The 20,094-nt window shown below is 74.1% G+C and carries 19 protein-coding genes; 8 read left to right on the top strand and 11 right to left on the bottom strand.

Annotated elements, in window-relative coordinates; translation table 11 throughout:
- Positions 1 to 35: 35 nt before the first annotated feature.
- The gene (locus AS857_RS02825) at positions 36 to 917 is read left to right on the top strand and encodes a GNAT family N-acetyltransferase (RefSeq protein ID WP_338058240.1); all 882 of its coding nucleotides are present in this window, start codon (positions 36 to 38) and stop codon (positions 915 to 917) included.
- Between the two features lie 181 nt (positions 918 to 1,098).
- Here AS857_RS02825 and AS857_RS38510 read toward each other — a convergent pair whose 3' ends face one another.
- Positions 1,099 to 2,040, bottom strand: a complete 942-nt coding sequence (locus AS857_RS38510) for an N-acetylmuramoyl-L-alanine amidase (protein ID WP_107105491.1) — start codon at positions 2,038 to 2,040, stop codon at positions 1,099 to 1,101.
- 178 nt (positions 2,041 to 2,218) lie between these two features.
- Here AS857_RS38510 and AS857_RS02815 point away from each other — a divergent pair, with 178 nt between their 5' ends.
- On the top strand, positions 2,219 to 2,980 hold the full coding sequence (locus tag AS857_RS02815; RefSeq protein WP_058041498.1) for a class I SAM-dependent methyltransferase: 762 nt from the start codon (positions 2,219 to 2,221) through the stop codon (positions 2,978 to 2,980).
- Between the two features lie 118 nt (positions 2,981 to 3,098).
- On the opposite strand, the gene AS857_RS02810 is transcribed toward AS857_RS02815, so the two are convergent.
- Entirely contained in the window at positions 3,099 to 4,700 is a 1,602-nt protein-coding gene (locus tag AS857_RS02810) for an ABC-F family ATP-binding cassette domain-containing protein (protein WP_058041497.1), read from the bottom strand.
- Positions 4,701 to 4,903: 203 nt separating this feature from the next.
- On the opposite strand from AS857_RS02810, the gene AS857_RS02805 reads away from it, so the two are divergent.
- Entirely contained in the window at positions 4,904 to 6,049 is a 1,146-nt protein-coding gene (locus tag AS857_RS02805) for an isoaspartyl peptidase/L-asparaginase family protein (protein ID WP_245699557.1), read from the top strand.
- A 100-nt stretch (positions 6,050 to 6,149) separates the two neighbouring features.
- On the opposite strand, the gene AS857_RS02800 is transcribed toward AS857_RS02805, so the two are convergent.
- Positions 6,150 to 6,875, bottom strand: coding sequence for a hypothetical protein (locus AS857_RS02800; protein WP_058041495.1), 726 nt, complete (start codon positions 6,873 to 6,875; stop codon positions 6,150 to 6,152).
- Between the two features lie 93 nt (positions 6,876 to 6,968).
- Between AS857_RS02800 and AS857_RS02795 the strand changes: the two genes are divergently transcribed.
- Positions 6,969 to 7,484, top strand: a complete 516-nt coding sequence (locus AS857_RS02795) for a pyridoxamine 5'-phosphate oxidase family protein (RefSeq protein WP_058041494.1) — start codon at positions 6,969 to 6,971, stop codon at positions 7,482 to 7,484.
- Positions 7,485 to 7,607: 123 nt separating this feature from the next.
- On the opposite strand, the gene AS857_RS02790 is transcribed toward AS857_RS02795, so the two are convergent.
- From AS857_RS02790 to AS857_RS02780, 3 genes are all read right to left on the bottom strand, one after another.
- A complete protein-coding gene (locus tag AS857_RS02790) occupies positions 7,608 to 8,384 on the bottom strand; it encodes a lysophospholipid acyltransferase family protein (protein WP_079110012.1) in 777 nt (258 codons plus the stop codon).
- 99 nt (positions 8,385 to 8,483) lie between these two features.
- A complete protein-coding gene (locus AS857_RS02785; protein ID WP_058041493.1) occupies positions 8,484 to 9,329 on the bottom strand; it encodes an SAM-dependent methyltransferase in 846 nt (281 codons plus the stop codon).
- Between the two features lie 184 nt (positions 9,330 to 9,513).
- Entirely contained in the window at positions 9,514 to 9,909 is a 396-nt protein-coding gene (locus tag AS857_RS02780; RefSeq protein ID WP_058041492.1) for a YunG family protein, read from the bottom strand.
- Between the two features lie 127 nt (positions 9,910 to 10,036).
- On the opposite strand from AS857_RS02780, the gene AS857_RS02775 reads away from it, so the two are divergent.
- The 4 genes from AS857_RS02775 (at position 10,037) to AS857_RS02760 (ending at position 13,565) form a co-directional block, all read left to right on the top strand.
- Entirely contained in the window at positions 10,037 to 10,963 is a 927-nt protein-coding gene (locus AS857_RS02775; protein WP_058041491.1) for a phytoene/squalene synthase family protein, read from the top strand.
- A gap of 153 nt (positions 10,964 to 11,116) precedes the next feature.
- Positions 11,117 to 11,419: a hypothetical protein gene (locus AS857_RS02770; protein WP_058041490.1), complete on the top strand. Its 303-nt coding sequence runs from the start codon at positions 11,117 to 11,119 to the stop codon at positions 11,417 to 11,419.
- A gap of 93 nt (positions 11,420 to 11,512) precedes the next feature.
- A complete protein-coding gene (locus AS857_RS02765) occupies positions 11,513 to 12,496 on the top strand; it encodes an alpha/beta fold hydrolase (RefSeq protein ID WP_058041489.1) in 984 nt (327 codons plus the stop codon).
- A 16-nt stretch (positions 12,497 to 12,512) separates the two neighbouring features.
- The gene (locus tag AS857_RS02760; RefSeq protein WP_058041488.1) at positions 12,513 to 13,565 is read left to right on the top strand and encodes a zinc-binding dehydrogenase; all 1,053 of its coding nucleotides are present in this window, start codon (positions 12,513 to 12,515) and stop codon (positions 13,563 to 13,565) included.
- A 9-nt stretch (positions 13,566 to 13,574) separates the two neighbouring features.
- On the opposite strand, the gene AS857_RS02755 is transcribed toward AS857_RS02760, so the two are convergent.
- The 5 genes from AS857_RS02755 to AS857_RS02735 form a co-directional block, all read right to left on the bottom strand.
- Complete coding sequence (locus AS857_RS02755) at positions 13,575 to 14,207, bottom strand: hypothetical protein (RefSeq protein ID WP_058041487.1); 633 nt, start codon at positions 14,205 to 14,207, stop codon at positions 13,575 to 13,577.
- A gap of 111 nt (positions 14,208 to 14,318) precedes the next feature.
- Positions 14,319 to 16,304, bottom strand: coding sequence for an RICIN domain-containing protein (locus AS857_RS02750; protein ID WP_245699556.1), 1,986 nt, complete (start codon positions 16,302 to 16,304; stop codon positions 14,319 to 14,321).
- Positions 16,305 to 16,432: 128 nt separating this feature from the next.
- Positions 16,433 to 18,157, bottom strand: coding sequence for a sigma-70 family RNA polymerase sigma factor (locus AS857_RS02745; RefSeq protein ID WP_063804145.1), 1,725 nt, complete (start codon positions 18,155 to 18,157; stop codon positions 16,433 to 16,435).
- Positions 18,158 to 18,288: 131 nt separating this feature from the next.
- Positions 18,289 to 18,675, bottom strand: a complete 387-nt coding sequence (locus tag AS857_RS02740) for a VOC family protein (RefSeq protein WP_058041485.1) — start codon at positions 18,673 to 18,675, stop codon at positions 18,289 to 18,291.
- Positions 18,676 to 18,723: 48 nt separating this feature from the next.
- A complete protein-coding gene (locus tag AS857_RS02735; protein ID WP_058041484.1) occupies positions 18,724 to 19,950 on the bottom strand; it encodes an acyl-CoA dehydrogenase family protein in 1,227 nt (408 codons plus the stop codon).
- Between the last annotated feature and the right edge of the window lie 144 nt (positions 19,951 to 20,094).

The raw sequence follows: 20,094 nt of genomic DNA, 5'->3' as shown, positions 1-20,094 counted from the left end.
GCGGCACGGCGCACGGCGCGTGTTGGATGCCTGTCGTGATCTCTGCCGACTCTTCCGCACAGACCTCCGACTTTCCCGGCCCCGGGCTGCTCGACCGGCTGGAGGGCTATTACGACAGCGTGCCGCGCAGCACCGCCCGGGCCGAGGACTTCGGCCCGCTCACCCTGTTCGTCCGCGAGGGGGACGGCTGGCCGTACTACGCCCGCCCCTCCCGGGGCCCGGCAGGCGCCGGGCCGGTGACCGCCGCCGACGTGCTGCGGGTCCTGGCCCGCCAGCGCGAACTCGGCCTTCCGGAAAGCTTCGAGTGGGTGGCCGAGACGACGCCCGCGCTGCGGGCGGCCGCCGAGGAGGCGGGGCTGACCGTGCACGAGCACCCCCTGATGGTGCTCGAACCGGGCAGCACCACGGCCGTGCCGGCGCTGCCCGAGGGCCTGGCCGTGCGGCTGCTCGGCCCGGAGGACCCCGCGCTGCCGAGCGCGGCGGCCCTCGGCCCGCTCGCCTTCTCCCAGCTCGGCACCGCGGTGGGCACCACGGGCACCGAGGAACTGGCGGCGGCGGAGCGGCGCGCCGCCCGGGACGGCACGGCGGACCGCCTGGCTGCGCGCATCCGCGCGGGCCTGACGGTGGCCGCCGCGGCCGTCCGCGGGGACACGGCCCTGTGTTCGGGCATGCACCAGCCCGTCGGCGCGGTCACCGAACTGGTCGGCATCGGGACGCTGCCCGCCATGCGCCGGCAGGGCCTGGGGCTCGCGGTCACCGCGGCCCTCGTCGCCGACGCGCGGTCGAGGGGCGCGGAGACCGTCTTCCTCTCCGCCGGCGACGACGACGTGGCCCGGATCTACGCCCGGGCCGGCTTCCGCCGCGCGGGCACGGCACTGATCGCCGAGCCCGCCGAGCCGGAGGCACCGCAAGCCTGACCCGAGGCACCGCAGGCCCGAACCGAGGAACCGCAGGCCTGACCCGAGGCGCCGCAAGCCCGAACCGGGACGCCGCAAGCCTGACCCGAGGCACCGCAATCCTGACCCGAGACGCCGCGAGCCCGAACCAGGACGCCGCAAGCCCGAACCAGAACAACCGCAACCGGCTCCCGACGCCGGGTCAGGTCCAGTACAAGCCGCGCGCCCGCGAGGTGGAGACCGTGCCCGGGTCGCGCACGCCCGGCGCGGGCGGGTCGTAGCACGCCTCGAAGCGGACGGTCTCCCCTTCGGAGACGGACCCGTGGTGGGTGAAGTCGACGAAGGACGCGCCCACCGTCGCGATGCGCTCGACGATCGGGCCGTTCCAGCGGGAGCCGTCCGCCCGCTGGTGGTAGAAGCGGCCCTGGAGCGTACTGCCCGCCGGGACGCTCACGGTCAGGAAGACCGTGGCCGTGTACGCCGTCGCGCCGCTGATCAGGGTCTCGCCGTTGACCGAGAGCGTCGTCCACGCGCCGGGGACGAGCGCGGTCTGCGCGTCGGTGTACTCGCCGAGCGTCCGCGGCGCCGCCCCGCCCGGCTTCGGGTCGGCGGGCCTGCTGGAGGCCCGGGCCACGATGGCGGGGAAGACCACGTCGTGGAACTGCCCCACGCGGGCGTCGCCCGGGCAGGCCGTACCGCCCGAGGACCACTGCGGGAACAGGCGGTGGTAGCCGTATCCGGGTTCGTCCCAGGAGCGGCAGACCCGTAACGGCAGGCCGTGGTACTGGTGCAGCCACACCCCGACCTCGACGAGTCTGTCGACCTGCCGGCCGGTCCACGGGTCGGTGTGCTCCAGGTTGGAGGCGGTCTCTATGCTCACCGCACCGCTGCCGTCCGGGCGCAGGTTGGCCCGGTAGTTGGCGTCGGCGCGGGTCTGGGTGCCGATGTACTGCGCGAGGTCGCCTCCGTAGCCGAGGCCGAAGTGCGACTCGAGGTTGGTGCTGTCGCGCCAGAACTCGTAGAGGCGGCGCGCGGTCCACGGCGCGCCGACGCTGTGCAGGATGAACTGGGTGGGACGGATCGCCGGCTGGTCGTCCGACTCCGGCTGGAGCTCCATCTTCGTGGCGCCCGGATACCAGGCCATCACGACTCCTCGGGGCTGGGGGGTGGGGGTGCGCGCCGCACCGCACGGCGACACGCACGTCTGTTCGCGGTATGCCCGTTCCCATGCCGTGCGCCACCGGGAACGAGTGCCTCCGGTGGTGAATGCCCTCCAGGAATCTCTGGAGACTATTGATGCTCTTTGCGGTATTACTTCTGATATGTCACGAAGCTTTGACGACCTGGTGGCCGAGGCCGAGGCCGCCCCCGTGGCCGGCTGGGACTTCTCCTGGCTGGACGGCCGGGCCACCGAGGAGCGTCCCTCCTGGGGCTATCAGCGCACCATGAGCGAGCGCCTGGCCCTCGCGGACGCGGCCCTCGACATCCAGACGGGCGGCGGGGAGGTCCTCGCCGGCGCGCGGAAGCTGCCCCGCACGATGGTGGCCACGGAGTCCTGGCCGCCCAACGTCGCCAAGGCGACGAGGCTGCTGCACCCCCTCGGGGCGGTCGTGGTCGCCGATGCCGACGAGCCTCCCCTGCCCTTCGCCGACGAGGCGTTCGACCTCGTGACCAGCCGTCACCCGGCGACCGTGTGGTGGGAGGAGATCGCCCGGGTGCTGCGGCCGGGCGGCACGTACCTGGCGCAGCACGTGGGCCCGGCCAGCGCCTTCGAGCTGGTCGAGTACTTCCTGGGCCCGCAGCCGGAGGAGGTGCGGCGCAGGCGCCACCCCGACGACGAGCGGCGGGACGCGGAGGCCGCGGGGCTCGGCGTCGTCGACCTGCGCGCCGAGACGCTGCGGATGGAGTTCCGCGACGTCGGCGCGGTGATCTACTTCCTGCGGAAGGTGATCTGGATGGTCCCCGGGTTCACCGTCGGCCAGTACCGCGACCGGCTGCGCGAACTGCACGAACGCATCACGGCCGAAGGCCCCTTCGTCGCCCGCTCGGCGCGCTTCCTCATCGAGGCCCGCAAGCCCGTGTGACCCGCAAGCCCGTGACCCGCAGCCCGTGACCCTCAAGCCCGCAAGCCCGTGACCCGGCGGGAGGCCACGCGGCCTCCCGCCGAGCGCGACCCGCCGCCGCGCCACCCGCATGCCGGTCTCAGGCCGAGGACACCAGATCCAGGTAGCCGTCGTCCCACAGGTCCTCCGTGCCGTCCGGCAGCAGGAGGACCCGGTCCGGGCGCAGCGCCTCGACGGCGCCCTCGTCGTGCGTCACCATCACGAGGGCGCCGGGGTAGGCGCCGACCGCACCGAGCACCTCGTCGCGCGAGGCCGGGTCGAGGTTGTTGGTCGGCTCGTCCAGCAGCAGCACGTTGGCGCCGGAGTGCACCAGGCCGGCCAGGGCCAGCCTGGTCCTCTCGCCTCCGGAGAGCACCCCGGCCGGCTTGTCGGCGTCGTCGCCGCCGAAGAGGAAGGCTCCGAGCACGTGCCGGGCCTCCCCGTCGCTCAGATGGGGAGCGGCCGCGGCCAGGTTCTGCCGCACCGTCAGCGCGGGGTCGAGCGTCTCGTGCTCCTGGGCGAAGTAGCCGAGGCGCAGGCCGTGGCCGTGGACGACGCGGCCGCTGTCGGGGGCCTCGCGCCCGGCGAGGATCTTCAGCAGCGTGGTCTTGCCGGCGCCGTTGAGGCCGAGGACGGCGAGGCGGCTGCCCCGGTCGACGGCGAGGTCGACGCCGCCGAGGACGCTCCGGCCGCCGTAGGCCTTGACGAGGCTGACGGCTCCCAGGGGGGTGCGCCCGCAGGGGGCGGGCTCGGGCAGCCGGATCCGGGCCGTCCGCTCCGTCCGGCGGGCCGGTTCGAGGGCGGCGAGCATCCGGTCGGCGCGGCGGACCATGTTCTTCGCCGCGACGGCGGTCGCGACGTTCGCGCGCATCCGGTCCGCCTGGGTGCGCAGCGCGGCCGCCTTGCGTTCGGCGTTCGCCCGTTCCCGGGTGCGGCGCCGCTCGTCGGCCCCGCGCCGGGCCAGGTACGCGCTCCAGCCGGTGTTGTGGACGTCGACGGTGGCGCGGTGCGCGTCGAGGTGGAAGACGCGGTTGACGGTGTCGGCCAGCAGGCCGGTGTCGTGGCTGATCAGCACCAGTCCGCCTTGGTGGGACGTCAGGAAGGTGCGCAGCCAGGCGGTCGCGTCGGCGTCCAGGTGGTTGGTCGGCTCGTCGAGCAGCAGGGTGCCGTGGCCGGCGAAGAGGATGCGGGCCAGCTCGGCCCGCCGCCGCTGCCCGCCGGACAGGGCGCCCAGCGGTTCGCCCATGCTGCGGGCGGGCAGCCCCACCCCGGCGGCGACGCGGGCGGCCTCGGCCTCGGCGGCGTATCCGCCGCGGGCCTGGAAGTCGGCCTCCGCCCGGGCGTACGCGGCCATGGCCCGCTCCTGGGCGGCCGCGCCGCCGGCCTTCGCCATGGCGTCTTCGGCGGCCCGCAGCGCGCGGACGGCCCGGTCCATGCCGCGGGCGGAGAGGATCCGGTCGGTGAGGAGGGTGGCGGGGTCGGCGGCTTGCGCGTCCTGCGGGAGGTAGCCGAGGGAGCCGGTGACGGTGATGTCTCCGGCGGCGGGCCGGAGCTCGCCGGCCAGGGTCCTCATCAGGGTCGTCTTGCCGGCGCCGTTGCGGCCGACCAGGCCGATGCGGTCGCCGGGGGCGATGTGGAAGGAGACGTCGGACATCAGGAGGCGGGCGCCGGCACGGATGCCGGCACCGCGAACGGTGATCATGGGATTACGCTCCGGAACAGCTCAAGGACACACGGGTGGCGTGGAGTGGGGTCCTTGAGCTAAGAAATGCGGGGCGTAGACATGGGGCCGAGGGTAGCCGCGCGAGCGCGGCGTGCGCATCCGGATTACGTGCGCGCCCGGACCGGCGAACGCCCCGTGCAGCGAGCCCGGATCGCGAAAGCGAAGGAGAGAGGCCCATGCGCATGCGTTCGAGACTCTGGATCCTTCCCGTAATCACCGCCCTGGTGGCGGTCGCGGTGGCACTGCCCGCGCTGTCGCAGCCGTCGGCCCGGCCGGAGGATGCCGCCGCGGTGGCCGCCGGCCCCGGCCGAGGGACCCCTCCCCGGCCGGAGGCGACCGACGTGGTGCTGGCCGTGCACGGCGGCGCCGGTACGGCGTTGCGGCGGGAGGACACCGACGCCCGTACGGAGAAGGCCTACCGCGACGGGCTGGCCGACGCCCTGCGCGCCGGCCGGAAGGTTCTGCGGGACGGCGGCGGCAGCGTGGCCGCGGTCGAGGCGGCCGTGCGGTCGCTGGAGGACAACGCCCTGTTCAACGCGGGCAAGGGCGCGGTGTTCACCGAGGACGCGGGGCACGAGCTGGACGCGTCGGTCATGCGCGGCTCGGACCTGGCGGCCGGTGCCGTGGCCGGCGTGCGCCACGTGCGCAACCCCGTCTCCGCCGCCCGCCTCGTGATGGAGCGCACGCCGCACGTGCTGCTGGCGGGCGAGGGCGCCGACAGCTTCGCCGTGCGCAACGGCCTGCCGGCGGTCACCCAGGACTACTACTGGACGCAGGCGCGTTGGGACAGCCTCATGAAGGCCAAGGAGCAGAGCAGGGGCGGAACTTCGCCGTCCGCGAGCGGGAAAGCCGTCGATGGGAGGGCCGTCGGCAGCAAGGCCGTCGGCGAGTCCGCGATGGGTACGGTCGGCGCCGTGGCCGTCGACCGCAAGCACGACCTCGCCGCCGCGACCTCCACGGGCGGGATGACCAACAAGATGGCCGGCCGCGTGGGCGACTCCCCTCTCGTGGGAGCAGGGACGTACGCGAAGAACGGAACGGTGGCGGCCAGCGCGACCGGGCACGGCGAGGTGTTCATCCGCGGTGCCGCCACGTCCACCATCTCGCACCTGATCGAGTTCGGAGGCAGGGACGTGGCCGCGGCCGCCCACGAAGTGGTGCACGAGCGGCTCACCCGGCTGGGCGGCACGGGCGGCGTGATCGCACTCGGCCCCGACGGGGTGCTCGCCGCCCCGCACAGCAGCGAGGGCATGCTCTACGGCTATCTGACGGCCGACGGCGAGATCGTCACGAGGGTGTTCCCCGACGAGTCGCGCACCGGCCGGTGACGGCTCACCGCGCGTACGGGTACATGGGCAGGCACTCAGGGGACCGCCGCACCGCCCGCACCGCCGGATCGGGTGCCCCCGGCGGGGAACGGGGCTGCGGTCAGCGGGCGGGGGACGGCGTGGTGGTGGCCGCCGCGGTGACGTCGGAGACCAGTTCCACCATGTCCGGCCCGTACGCGTCCGAGTTCACGACCTTCAGCAGGAGGCAGAACGTGCCGTCGAGCCCGTAACGGTGGGCGAGCCGTCTGTGGTGCCGGGCCAGGTACCCTATGGCCGCCTGGTTGGTGACGCTGCGCTGGCCGGAGGCGAGGAAGACCGGCCGGCTGCCGCCGGGCCCGGTCAGCCGGGCGAGCAGGACGTACTCGGTCTTCCCCTTGTCCACCCGGTACGTCTCGCCGCCGACGGTGAGCGCGCCCTCCTCCGGCCCGCCGTGGCCGGTGGCCACCGCAACGCCGGGCAGCAGCGAGCGCAGGTGGGCCTCGGTGCGCCGGTTCGACACGGGAGCACCGACGCAGAACTCGGTGCGCACGCCGATCCCCTGGCGGGCGGCGTCGTGCACCACGATGTCCGCGTGCGCCCCGCACTCCTTGATCAGCGCGGATATCTCCAGCAGCGCGAAGGCGTCGTGCCGCGCGACGCCCCAGCCGGTCGCGGTCGGGTCCTGGTTGACCACGAGCAGGCACTCCGAGCCCGCCGGCAGGCCGAAGAAGATCTGCTTGCGCCGGAGTTGGCGCCGCCACAGCAGGGTCCTGACGAACCAGCCCGCGGCGGCGCTGATCCCGCTGACGACCAGTCCCAGCACGATGTTGCGCACGTCGTCGTTCATGAGCGGGCAGCCTACGGGCCCGGGCCGGGTCGGTCGACGGCCCTACGGCCACAGCCCGAGGCGCCTGGAAGCCCGTGCGGGTAGCGTCCGGGCATGAAGATCGAATCGAAGCCGGCCGGGCAGGACGGGCAGACCCCGGAGGCGGCACGGGACCCGCGGACGCCCGGGATCCGCAGCGGAGCGCAGCGCAAGCGGGACGTCCTGGAGCGGCTGGGGCGGGAGCTGGACATCTGGGTCGCCTCGGCCGGCGCCGACGGGGTGCCGTGCCTGGTGCCGCTGTGGTTCCTGTGGGACGGGGAGGCGATCTGGATGTCGACCCGGCCGGCCAACCCGACGGGCCGCAACCTGCGCGACGGCGGCCGGGCCCGGCTCGCCCTCGGGCACACGCGCGACGTCGTCCTGATCGACGGCGACGTCGAGACGTACGGCACGCACGAGGTGCCGGCCGCGGCGGCCGACGCGTTCGCCCGGAACTCGGGCTGGGACCCCCGCAAGGAGGGCGGCGCGTACGCCTACTTCAAGGTGGTGCCGCGCGCCGTGCAGGCGTGGCACGAGGAACCCGAGCTCCGTGGCCGCCATTTGATGCGCGACGGCGAGTGGCTCGTCTGAGCGGCGGGCGGAGGCGGGCCCGCCCGGGGGACGGACGGCGGCCGGCGCCGGAGGGCGCGGCCGCGCGGTCCGGCGGATCTCCTGCCGGCCGCCCGGCGCGCCCGCCCCCACGGATGTGCGTCCCTACGCCGCGGTGCGGTCCTCTCCGGGAGCCGCGCGGTCCGGGCCGGGAGCGAACCGCGTGCTCCCCAGGACCTCGGCGCCGGCCGGGCCCGAACCGAGGGCGCTCAGCCGGGCCCTGGCGTCGACGGCGTACACGTCGACGTACTCCTGCTCCGACAGCTTCAGGATCGCGTACATGATCTCGTCGGTGACCGCGCGCAGCACGTGCCGCTGGTCCGCCATGCCCGCGTAGCGGGAGAAGTCCAGGGGTTCGCCGAAGCGGACCGTGACGGGCACCAGGCGCGGCAGCCGCCGCCCCGCGGGCTGGGCCTCGAACGTGCCGATCATCGCGCACGGCACGACGGGCGCGCCGGAGCGGATGGCCATCTCGGCGACGCCGACCTTGCCCTTGTACAGCCGTCCGTCGTGCGAGCGCGTGCCCTCGGGGAAGATGCCGAGGAGTTCGCCGCGGCCGAGCACCTTCACGCCCTCCTCGACGGCGGCCTGGCCCGCGCCGCGGCCGGAGCGGTCGACGGGTATCGCGCCGAGGCCGCGGAAGAAGGCGGCGGCGAGCCTGCCCTTGATGCCGCGGCCGGTGAAGTACTCCTGCTTGGCGAGGAAGCTGATCCGGCGCCGGAGGGTCACGCCCATCAGGAACTGGTCGGTGAACGACTGGTGGTTGCCCGCGACGATCGCCGCGCCGTGCTGCGGGACCCGTCCCAGCCCCTCCACCCTCGGCCGGAAGAGCCACCGCAGCAGCGGGACCAGCACCACGGCCTTGAACGCGCAATAGAACATGCAAACGCCCTTCTCCCAGAGACCCCCGCGCCCGGGCACGCTACTCGCGGGTATGGATCAGCGGGAGAAGGCCGATTGAGCCAGACCGTGGCCGGTTGGTTACGGACGGCGTCCGTACAGGACGCCCCACTGCAGCCGTCCGCGGCGCGCGGCGTCCACCCATACGGGCAGGTTCTCCTGCAGGTGGCCGAGGTAGGCGGCGCCGATGCGCCCGCCGAGCTCCGCCGCGCGCGCCGCCGTCTCCTCGGTCAGCCGAACATAATGGTTGACCAGTTGGCCGCTGTGGTCGTCGAATCCGACGCCGGACAGGCCGAGGCGGGCGAGCCGGTCGCGGTAGAAGGACACGGTGGCCAGGGCGTCCACGCCCAGGCGGGAGACGGCCGGGCGCAGCGCCTCCGCGGGGGCGTCCTCGGCGGCCATCAGGTCGGTGAAGGCCAGCACGCCCCCGGGCTTGAGCACGCGGGCCGCCTCGCTCAGCACCTTCGGCCGGTCATTGCTGTGGCAGAAGGCCTCCAGGGAGCACACGGCGTCGAAGTGGCCGTCGGGGAACGGTATGTCGTGGAAGGACCCGGTGACGACCTCGACGAGACCGGCGAGGCCGCGCTCGGCGTTGACGGCGCGGTGCCGCTCGTTCTGGGCGGCGCTGAGGTTGAGGGCGACGACGCGGCAGCCGAAGCGCTCGGCGAGCCGGCGGGCGGTCCCTCCGTATCCGGAACCGAGGTCGATGACGGTGCCGCCGGGGCCGAGGCCGCCGGCGAGCCGGTCCGCGACCCGCTCGACGGTACGGCGGGAGGCCTCGGCTATCGGCTCGCCGGGGCGGGTGTAGATGCCGGTGTGGATGTCCTCGCCGCCCCAGACCGCGTCGTAGAAGGCGTCCACGTCGCCGGAGTCGTAGTAGCTGCGCGTCGCTTCCTCGTTCGCTTCCTGGCTCGTTTCCTTGTGCACAGGTGCTCCTCTCGTCCGCAGGACCGGTCGGGATCAGCCTCACCTCCGCACGGCGGTGAACACAGGGACGAACCAGCCATGATCGGGCCGCGTCGCCTGTAGGCGGGCGAGGACCTCCCGGCCACGCGGAGGAGCCGGCCGAGGAGTGCACGCGGCACCCCTTGGCCGAGGGACGCCCGTGCGCCTAGTGCGCGGCCGCGCCCGCCCGCAGCTTCTCCAGGACGCGTTCGCGCAGGAGCTCGTACTCCTCGCGGAGGCGCTTGATCTCGGGCGGGCGCGGTATGACCAGGCCGCCGGTGACGATCTCTTCGGGGGAGAACTGCTCGCGGGTGAGGTCGATCTCCACGCCCTCGCCGAGCCGGTTCCACCAGTGGAAGTCGGTCTGCACGCCGTCGACGCGGACCTCGCCCCGGATGAGCTCACCGCCCAGCAGGTCGTTGAGGACCATCGCGGTGACGCCGCATTGATCGCGCGCCGGATTGTCCGGGGTCCAGCGAGACCGGTACTCGGGGGTGCACGTGTCGGCGCCCCAGCTGCTGCGGACGGCGCGCTCGACGTCGGTGAGAAGCCACGGTTCCATGCTGCGCATCCTGGCAGTGACCACTGACAATCCCGGAGAGCCTGCGAACCGACGCCTGCCGGCGCCCACGACGTACAGTCCTCCGTGGCCCGCAGCGGCCGGAACCAGCCGATGGGAAAAGGGATCCATGACGAGCACGTGGAACAAGGCGCTCGACGTCGCCGGCGTCCATGACCGGCAACTGCGCGACGACTACACGCGGCAGCGCGACCTCGTCGCACGCTACCGGCGCCACGCCTACGCGGCGGTCCGGCTGCTGCTGCCCGGCGCGACCGTCCCGCACGTCATCGCCATGACCGCGTTCATGCACCACACGGACAACGTGCTCGACAGCGGCAGCACCCTGGCCGAGCGCGCCTCCGCCTACGCCGTGTGGGAGAAGGACGTACGCGAGGCCCTGGCCGGCGGGCGCGCGGACCATCCGGTGATCCGGCCGGTGCTCCACACCGTCGCCGCCCGGCCCGGGCTCACCGGAGCGGTCGAGGACTTCCTGAAGGCCGCGCCGGCCGATCTCGACTTCACCGGGTTCGCGACGGAAGGCGCCTACCAGGACTACGTCGACGCCTACTCGCTGCCGGCGTTCATGCTCGTCGCCGGCCTGCTCGACCCGGGCACCGACCCCGGCGCGTACCGCGCGGCCTGCCGTTCGTACATCGACGGCAGCCAGCGCCTGGACTTCGTCAACGACCTCGCCGAGGACCTGGAGGGCGGGCGCCTGGCCCTCCCCCGGGAGACCCTGGAGCAGCACGGCGTCTCCCGCGGCGACCTGGAGTCGGCACGCGACACCCCGGCCGTACGGGTGCTCCTGGCCGGTCAGTTGCGCCGCGCGCGCCACGACCTGCTGGCCGCCCGCCGCCTGGCCGGCCTCACCTCACCGGTGGACCGTCCGTTCGTGCGGGCGATGGTTGAGCTGGAGGTGCTCACTGCGGACGCCGCGGCGGCGAAGGGCTGCGGCCTGCTGCGGGGGCCGGCGCGCCCTTCGGCCGGTCCCGCGCTGCGGATGTTCCTCCGGGAGTTCGGCCGTGCGCTGGCCGCCCGGCGCCGCGCCCTCTGAGGGCGTTCCGAGCATCGCCGGTGGCCACTTGGGAGCTTCTTGACCGGGATTCACCCGTAGCAGCGATCACCCGTTGGTGTTCGGGCTGCGGCCGCCGCGCGCGGCCACCTAGGGTGCTTGCACGTGACCGGCTGACGGACGAATCGAGGACACGTGGACGAGGAAGAGGACCGGAGGCTGCGGGCGATCGCACCGGAGATCTCGCACACCACCATCGGGCTGATGCGCACCATCGTCGGCCTCGAACCGGCGGAACGGGTGCCCGAAGAAGCGCTCAAGGTGGCGGACCGGGTGCTCGCCAAGCACGGTACGGACGGGCTGCGGGTGCTCGTCATGAGCCTGTCGGGGTGGATGGCGGTCGGCATCGAGAACGTCGCGCACCTGAAGGGCCAGACGAACGAGGCCATCATCGACGACATCGAACTGACCTGTCTGGAGGCCAACCCCGACGGCTGAGGCGGACCGGCCGAGTGGTCAACGTCTCGCCCGCCGCGGGGAAGCCGCCCCCTACTGTGGAGTACGTCGGCGTGACGCCCCCGGGAGGACACCATGACCAGCTCGGTCGAGCACCGCTTCGTCGAGGTCAACGGAGTAACGCTGCACATCGCCGAGCAGGGGCGCGGGCCCCTGGTCGTCCTGCTGCACGGCTTCCCGGAGTGCTGGTACTCCTGGCGGCACCAGTTCGGGCCGCTGGCCGGAGCCGGGTACCGGGTCGTCGCCGTCGATCAGCGCGGGTATGCGCGCAGCGAACAGCCGGACGACACCGGCGCGTACAGCCTGCTGCACCTCGCCGGTGACGTGATCGCCCTGATCCACGCCCTCGGCGAGGAGAGCGCGGTCGTCGTCGGGCACGACTGGGGCGCGCCGGTCGCCTGGACCACGGCGCTGCTGCGGCCCGACGTCGTCCGCGGCGTGGCCGGCCTGAGCGTGCCGCCGCAGCCGCACGGCCCGGCGGCCCCGCTGCCGGCGCTGCGCTCCGTGTTCGGCGACGGCTTCTACCAGCTCTACTTCCAGGAACCCGGCGTCGCCGACGCGGAGTTGGCGCGGGATCCGGCGACGTCGTTCCGCCGGATCCTGTTCAGCGGCTCGGGTGACAGCCCGCAGACCGACCCGCCGCGCCCGTGGGTCGTCCCGGCCGGCCGCACGCTCCTGGACACGATGGCGGAGCCCGAGGAGCTGCCGGGCTGGTTCACCGATGAGGACGTGGACGTCTTCGTGCGCGAGTTCTCCGCGCACGGCGACCGCGCCTTCACCGGCGGCCTGAACTGGTACCGCAACCTCGACCGGAACTGGGAGCTCCTCGCGCCCTTCCACGGCCTCCGCATCGAGGTGCCCGCGCTGTACGTCGGGGGCGACCGCGACCCTGTCCGGGCCTTCCCCGGCATGGAGCGGCTGCTGGCGTCCCTGGAGGAGACGGTGCCGGGGCTGCGCCGCAGCGTGACCCTGCCGGGCTGCGGTCACTGGACGCAGCAGGAGCGGCCGGAGGAAGTCAACGCCGAGCTCCTCGAGTTCCTGTCGTCCCTGAACGCGTAGCCGGGAGGCCCCTGCCATGAGTGACACGATGCTCGCCGGAAGACTCGACCTGCGCTCCGGCGCGTTCGCCGTCGAGGAGATACCCGTCCCCCGGCCGGGGCCGGGGCAGGTCCGCGTCAAGGTCGAGGCCGCCGGCATCTGCCTGTCCGACGTGCACCTCATCGACGGCAGCCTCAAGCCCGTCCGCACACAGGCCGACAAGATCACGCTCGGCCACGAGACCGCCGGCGTCGTCGACGCCCTGGGCCCCGGCGTGCCGGCGGAGTGGACCGTGGGCCGCCGCGTCCTGCTGCAGGCGGGCGAGCGCTGCGGCACCTGCCGTTCCTGCGAGCGCTTCACCGCGCCGTGCCTGCGCCTGCTGACCCGCGGAGTGGACTACGACGGCGGCTGGGCCGAGTACGCCCTGGCCGGTCACCACACGCTGGTCGCCCTCCCCGACGACCTGCCGTTCGAGCAGGCCGCGATCATCCCGGACGCCGTCTCCACGCCGTGGTCCGCGATCACCCTGACGGGCCGGGCCCGCGCCGCCCGCCCGGCGGGAGTGTGGGGCACGGGCGGCCTCGGCGCGCACGCCGTGCAGCTGCTGCGCCTCGTCGGGGCCGCGCCGGTCATCGCCGTCGACCCCCTGGAGGCGGCCCGGCGGCGGGCGCTCGACTTCGGCGCCGACCTCGCCCTCGACCCCGCCGACCCCGGCCTGCGCGCGCGCATCCTGGCGGCGACCGACGGCCACGGGCTGGACCTCGCGCTCGACACTGCCGGGGTGCCCGCCGTGCGCGAGCAGGCCGCCGGCTGTCTGGCGGCGGACGGCCGCCTGGTCCTCGTCGGCCTCGGCCCCGGGCCGCTGACGGTCGGCAACAGCATCGCCTTCAGCGTCCGGCACCAGCAGATCCTCGGGCACTACGGCTCGGAGCCCGGGCACGTCGACGAACTGGTCACCCTCGCCCGCCTGGGCCGCCTCGACCTCGGCCGCTCCATCAGCGGCACGCTGCCGCTGGCGGAGGCCGCCGCCGGGGTCGAGCGGCTCCGCAAGAAGGAGGGCGACCCGATCCGGCTGGTCCTCACCCCGTGATGCCGACCCTCACTTGGTGACGGCGGCCTTCCGCGAGCGCCTGGCCCGCACCAGGAGCACCGCGGCGGCCGCAGCCACGACGACGGCCGCGCAGGCGCCGACGACGAGGCCCGTACGGGAGGAGGACGCGGGGGCCTGCGCGGTCTCCTCGGCCTCCGTGGGCACCGCTTCCCGCCGGGCGGCCGCCGGGCCGGCCGGCGCGGACCGCTCCGACGCGGTGGCGCTCCCGGCCGGAGCAGGACCGTGCCCGGCCTCCGCGGTCCCGGCCGCGACCGTGACCGTCCCCTCCCCGTGGCCGAGGTCCGGGAAGCCGCAGTGGACGACGACCTTCCACGTGCCCTCCGGCAGGGTCTCGCGGGTGGTGTAGGCCCCCTTCCCGCCCTCGGCGGCCACGAGCTGCCACGGGCCCGCGGTGCGCCCGTCCGGGCCGGTGGCCGTCAGGGTGCCGGCGACGGGCTCGTCCACGGGGTCGCCGTCGTTCTCCCAGGTCGCCACGGTCCGTACGTGGCCGCCCCGCTGCTCGCCGCCGACGGCGAAGTGGATGGTGTCGCCGTGCGCGGCGGCCGTTCCGGGCGTGCCCAGGACGAGCAGGGCGGCGGCGCATCCGAGCGCCGGGGCCAGGGTGGTGGGGCGCAGCTTCATCGTGACGGTTCCTCAGGGGGTGTCGGGAGGGGCGGGGCAGAAGGGGCCGGCGACCGCCGGTGGGGGGGGAAGAAGAAGCAGCGGTCGCCGGCCCGGTTCAATGGGCGGCCGTCAGGAGGCGGCGGCCTTCGACAGGGTCCAGCTCTGGTATCCCTGGTCGTTCTTCTGCTGGAGTTCGAGCAGGCGGCCGCCGTAGTACGAGCGCTTGCTGATGCCCAGTACCAGGGACGAGCCCTCGGGCTGCAGGACGTACGACCCGCCGCCTGCGGCGTTCAGCCGCCACTTCTGCGCGGCGGTGTCCCGGCAGGGCTGCTGGGCCACGTACTGGCCGGCCACAGGCCTGTCTCCGCCGCCCAGCTGGAGGCACTTGCCGCTCTGGACCGACTTCACGCGCAGAGCGCCGCCGCCGGCGTTCTCGAAGGACCACTGCTGGTTGGCGTAGCCGTGGCGCTGGTAGGCGATGGCGACGGTGCCGTCCGCCGCGGAGCCGCCCCACAGGTCGAGGGCCTCGCCGGTGAGGCCGTTGACCATCACGTACGCGGTGCCCGGCCGGGTCGTGGAGCCGCCGTCGGTGGAGAGGGTGCGGAAGGACGCGGCGCGGCCCGGTGCGGAGGCCTTGCCGTCGGCGCCGCGCGCGGCGAGGGCGACCTTGTAGGAGGTGCCGGGGGCCAGGCCCGTGAGGCGGACGACGGCGTCCTTCACGTCGGCCGTCCTCTTCCCGTTGACCAGCAGGTCGTAGCCGGTGGCCGAGGGAACCTTCGGCCAGCTGACGACGGCCGAGTTCGGGGTGATCTGGCTGACCTGGGCGTCGGGCCCGGCCGCCGGCGGCCGCGTCGGGTCGGGGGTGCGGGTCGGCGTGGGGCCGGGGTCGGGGTTCGTGCTGCCCCCGCCCGCCATCAGGAAGCGGTTGTTGGCGATGTTCCAGTGGGTGGCCAGGTAGCTGCCGGGCTTGGGCGAGGTGTGGAAGTAGTCGTCGTGGCCGCAGTCCAGCCGCTGGTCCCCCGTGCGCTCGGGGCACAGGACCTGCATCTTGGGGTAGTGCGGGGCGTCCGAGTAGCACATGATGTCCCACTCGTCGACGCAGTGCGCGGCCCTGCTGGTGTGCGGGGCGCTGTTGTTGACGGCGCCGAGGTTGTGGCCCAGTTCGTGGGCGGGGGTGCTGCCGCCCCAGCAGCCGGAGTCCGTACGGCCGTAGGACGGGCCGAAGTTGCTGAGGTTGTCCTGGCCGGGCCGCTCGTCGCCGTTGAAGGTGCCGATGCCGCAGTAGACCTGGGCGTCGGCGAAGACCATGTACTTGCGGTCGCGGCGGTTGAAGCCCTTGGCGGCCAGGGCGTTGTTCATGGCCCCGAACTCCTGCAGGTCGCCCGCGGAGACCTCGACGTTCAGGACGGAGGCGGTGCAGTCGGCCTCGGTGACGTAGCGGACGTGCCGCTCGCCGCCGGTCTCCTTGGCGCTGGCGTTGTAGATGACGTCGGTCTCGGCCGCCCACTGCTTGAAGGAGGCGGCGTACTGGCCGAACCGGTCGCGCCCGGGTGCGTGGACGTACAGGACCTGGACGCGGTTGCCGCTCGAACCGTCGCCCTCGCAGACGACCTTGGAGCCGGAGCCCGCCTGCGGGTTCGCGGGCGTGCCCGGGCCCGTGGCGGCGGCCGCCGCCACGCCGCCCTTGCGGGCGTCGACCACGGACGGCGCTCCGCCGAGGGCCTCGGAGGCCGAGGGTGCCTGGGCGCCGTCACCGGTCAGGGAGGAGGGGGCGGCCGTCTTCCCCGCCACGGGCGGGGTGTCCTTGGTGATGTCGACGCCCTTGGGCGGGGCGTCGGGGCCGTGGGTGCACAGGCCGGCCCGCGAGACGCTGTAGACGCCGACGCAGCGGTCGCCCTTGGGGGCGGGCTTGAGGCCGTCGTAGACGAGACCGCGTTGCTTGTCGGCGCGGGGGGTCGAGGTGAGGGGGGCGGGCGGCTTCTTTTGCACCGGCTGCGCGGCGGGGGCGTTCGCCGCCTCCGGCTGCGGGCCCGGGGTGGAGGTGGCGGATCCGGTGCTCAGGACGCCGAAGGCGATTCCGGCGGCCGCGGCGGCTGCGGCCGCCGTGAGTATCACGCGGCGACCGGTTCTGCTGCGGCGGTGGGAGTGTTTGCGCGGCAAAGGAGTTCCTATCGGTGGGGGTTACGGAACGGCCGGGCGGGGCGCTGGCCGGCCCGGCGGAGGGGGGTGGCTCGGGGCGGCGCTCAGCGCGCCGCGAAGACCTGCATCCAGCGCGGGCCGTCGTAGGCGAAGGAGACGCCGACGCCCAGCTCCGTGTAGGCGCAATTGAGGATGGTCCGGCGGTGCCCGGGGTCGTTCATCCACACGGACACGACGGCGGAGGCGCTGCTCTGCCCGGTGGCGGCGTTCACCCCGTACGAGCTCCAGTGGTGGCCGGGCACGGCCGCCCGGCGGGCGAAGGCGGACCACTGGCCGGCGGGGGTGCGCGAGGCGGTGTCGCCGGTGTGGCGCTGGGCGACGGCCACGAGCTCGGCGCTGAAGTGCACGGGCCCGCATCCGGCCTTGGCGCGTTCGGTGTTGACGATGCGGACGACCTCCTGGGCGGGGCCCGCGCCCGGGGCGGCCGGCGGCGGTGTCCGCCGGGGCGTGGCTCCGGCTCCGGCTCCGGTTCCGGCGGGGGGCGCGCTCGGGGCGGTCTGCTTCTCGGCGGCGGGCCTGGAGGGGCTCTTGGCCGCGGCGGGGGTCGCGACGGGTGCCGGGGCCGGCGGTACGGCGGGGGCGGAGGCGCGCACGGGGGCGCGGCCGTCGGTGTCGGAGCGGGCGACGGCCGTGGCGTCGGTGCGGTCCGGTCCGGCCGGCGCGGGGTCGCCGGCGGTGACCGGGACGACCTGGACCGGGGCGCCGGGGGTCTGCGGACGGGCGCTCTCGGGCGCGGCGTTGAAGAGGTGCGGGCCGCCCAGCGTGCCGCCCACGACGACGGCCACGACACCGGCGGCGACGACGGCCCGGCGCGCCAGGCGCCCCAAGTCGGCGGGGGTGCCCGGCGCCTGCTCCCCGGGTGGTGCCGCCTCCCCAGACGGCTCCGGGGCCCCGGCGGAGGCGCTGCCGGGAGCGGTGGCGGGAGTAGTGGCGGGAGTGTTGGCGGCGCAGGCCGTCATGGGGCCGCCGGGGACCGCTCCGCTCACCCGGGCGAGCAGGGCGGCGCCGACGGGGACGAGCCCGAGGCCGGCCAGCAGCCCTTCCGCGGGCACGAGCGCGGACCAGTGCCCGCCGCACTCCGCGCAGCCGCGCGCGTGCCGGGCGATGCGCTTGCGCCACAGCGGGCTCGGCGCGCCGTCCCAGTCGCCGATGACGTCCGTGAGTTCGGGGCAGCGCGGGTCCGTGGCGAGCGCGCGGACGACGACGCGGGCGGTCTCCAGCTGGCCCTTGGTGCGCTGGACCCGGACGGCGGTGTACTGCGGCGAGCGGCCCAGGGCCGCGGCGACCTCGGCGCGGCTCAGCTCGCCCGCGGCCTCCTGCCACCACAGGGCCATGACGACCTGGTCGTCGCCGTCGAGCCAGCGCGTGGCCTGCGCGGCCTGTCTGCGCTGTCCCTGCAGACCGAGGCGGATGATCGACCACTCGACGAAGTCGGGCTCGGGGGCGGCGGCTTCGCCGACCTCCTGCAGGCCGCCGGACGGCGCGTCCTTGCGGTCCTTGAGCTCCTTGCGCCAGTGGCTGCGTATCTGGTTCATGGTGATCGCGACGAGCCACGAGCGGAACCCTTCGGGGTCCCGCAGGGCGTGCAGGCCGCCGACCATCCGGATCATGGTCTCCTGCACGACGTCGTCGACGTCCGCGTGCCCGTTCAGGGCGCGGCCGACGATGTTGTAGACCAACGGAAGGCAGGCTGCGACCAGCTGGTCCTGCGCGGCGTCGTCCCCGCCGCGCGCCGCCTCGACCACACCGGCCGTGCTGTCCAAGTTCACGTTCCGCCCACCTCTTTCCGCTCCACCGCATCGGCGGTCTTACGCATGGGAGACCTGGGGGCGCGATGCGGATAACAGAAAAATCTGTGGTTCGGCGGAATCTTTTTTGCCGGGGTGGGTATGACGGGTGCTCAAACCCCGGCGGCGACGAGTTCGGCCTCGAAGCCGTCCTCGTTCTCCAGGTACGCGGCGTAGTGGTCGGGCCCGCCGGCGAACGGGTGCCTGCCGGAGAACATCAGCTGCCAGCCGTGCTCCGGGGCCTCTTCCACGAGCGCGTCGACGGCAGCCCGGCTCTCCACGGGGAAGGCGACGTGGTTCATGCCCGGCCGGCATCGCTCGTGGGTGCCGGCCGCGAGCGCGGGCGACTGCTCGACGACGAGGTAGAAGGCGCCGAGCCGCCAGCTGCGGCCGTTCTCCCAGTGCTGGTGGGGTGTGTAGCCCAGGGCGCCGAGCAGCCAGCCGAAGCTCTTCTCGGCGCGCTGCAGGTCGGGCACCCACAGTTCGAGATGGTGAAGCACGCCCCACGCCCCCCGGCGGTCAGGTGGTCGGTCCGGCCGGGCCGGGGCTCACCGGATCGGCACGTCGGAGATCGTACGGGCGATCACCAGCCGCTGGATCTCGCTCGTGCCCTCAAAAATGGTGTAAATGGCCGCATCCCGGTGCATCCGTTCCACCGGATACTCGCGCGTGTAGCCGTTCCCGCCGAGGATCTGCATGGCCTGGGCCGTGACGGCCTTCGCCGTCTCGCCCGCGAACAGCTTGGACATCGAGCCCTCCGCCGCGGTGAAGGGCTTGCCCGCGCTGGCCATCCAGGACGCGCGCCACACCAGCAGCCGGGCCGCGTCGATGCGGGTGCGCATGTCCGCGAGCTGGAAGGCGACGCCCTGGTTGTCGATGACGGGCCGGCCGAACTGGTGGCGCGTCTGGGCGTAGTCGAGCGCCACCTCGTACGCGGCGCGGGCGATGCCGACGGCCTGGGCGCCGACCGTGGGGCGGGAGGCCTCGAAGGTGGCCATGGCGGCGTTGTGCGTACGGGCACCGCCGGTGCGCACGCGCTCGCGGGCGCGGGCCAGGCGCTCGTCCAGCTTGTCCTTGCCGCCGAGGAGGCAGTGGCCGGGCAGGCGGACGCCGTCGAGGACGACCTCGGCGGTGTGCGAGGCGCGGATGCCGTGCTTCTTGAACTTCTGCCCCTGGGAGAGCCCCGGGGTGCCCGGCGGGACGACGAAGGAGGCGTGGCCGCGCGCGCCCAGCCCGGGGTCGACGACCGCGACGACGACGTGCACGTTCGCGATGCCGCCGTTCGTCGCCCAGGTCTTCGTCCCGTCGAGGACCCATTCGTCCTTGGCCTCGTCGTAGACGGCGCGGGTGCGCATGGCCGAGACGTCCGAGCCCGCGTCCGGCTCGGAGGAGCAGAAGGCGGCGATCTTCACGTCGTCGGCGTCGCCGTACATCTGCGGGAGCCAGGTGCCGATCTGCTCCTCGGTGCCGTTGGTGAGGACGCCGATGGCGGCGAGCCCGGTCCCGGTGATGGCGAGGCCGAGGCCGGCGTCGCCCCAGAAGAGCTCCTCCATGGCCATGGGGACGCCGAGGCCGGTGGGGTCGAAGAACTGCTGGGCGTAGAAGTCGAGCGAGTACAGCCCGATGCGGGCGGCCTCCTGGACGACCGGCCACGGGAACTCCTCGCGCTCGTCCCACTCGGCGGCGGCCGGGCGCATCACCTCGGCCGCGAAGCCGTGGATCCAGTCGCGCACCCCCCGCTGGTCCTCGTTGAGCTCCATCGTGAATTCGGCCATGGCCTCTCCCACCCCTGCGGAAAACCCTTACTCGCGGTAACATGAGTATGTTACCGACCGGTAGTAGTGTCAACCGTCCCGCCTCCCGGATTCGCTGGGTGGAGCGGGTGTTACGTTGCGCAGGCGTCAGGAATCACAGGGGCG

This window comes from Streptomyces roseifaciens (genome assembly GCF_001445655.1).
Lineage (GTDB): Bacteria > Actinomycetota > Actinomycetes > Streptomycetales > Streptomycetaceae > Streptomyces > Streptomyces aureoversilis.
This window is presented reverse-complemented; position numbering and strand designations above follow the sequence as displayed.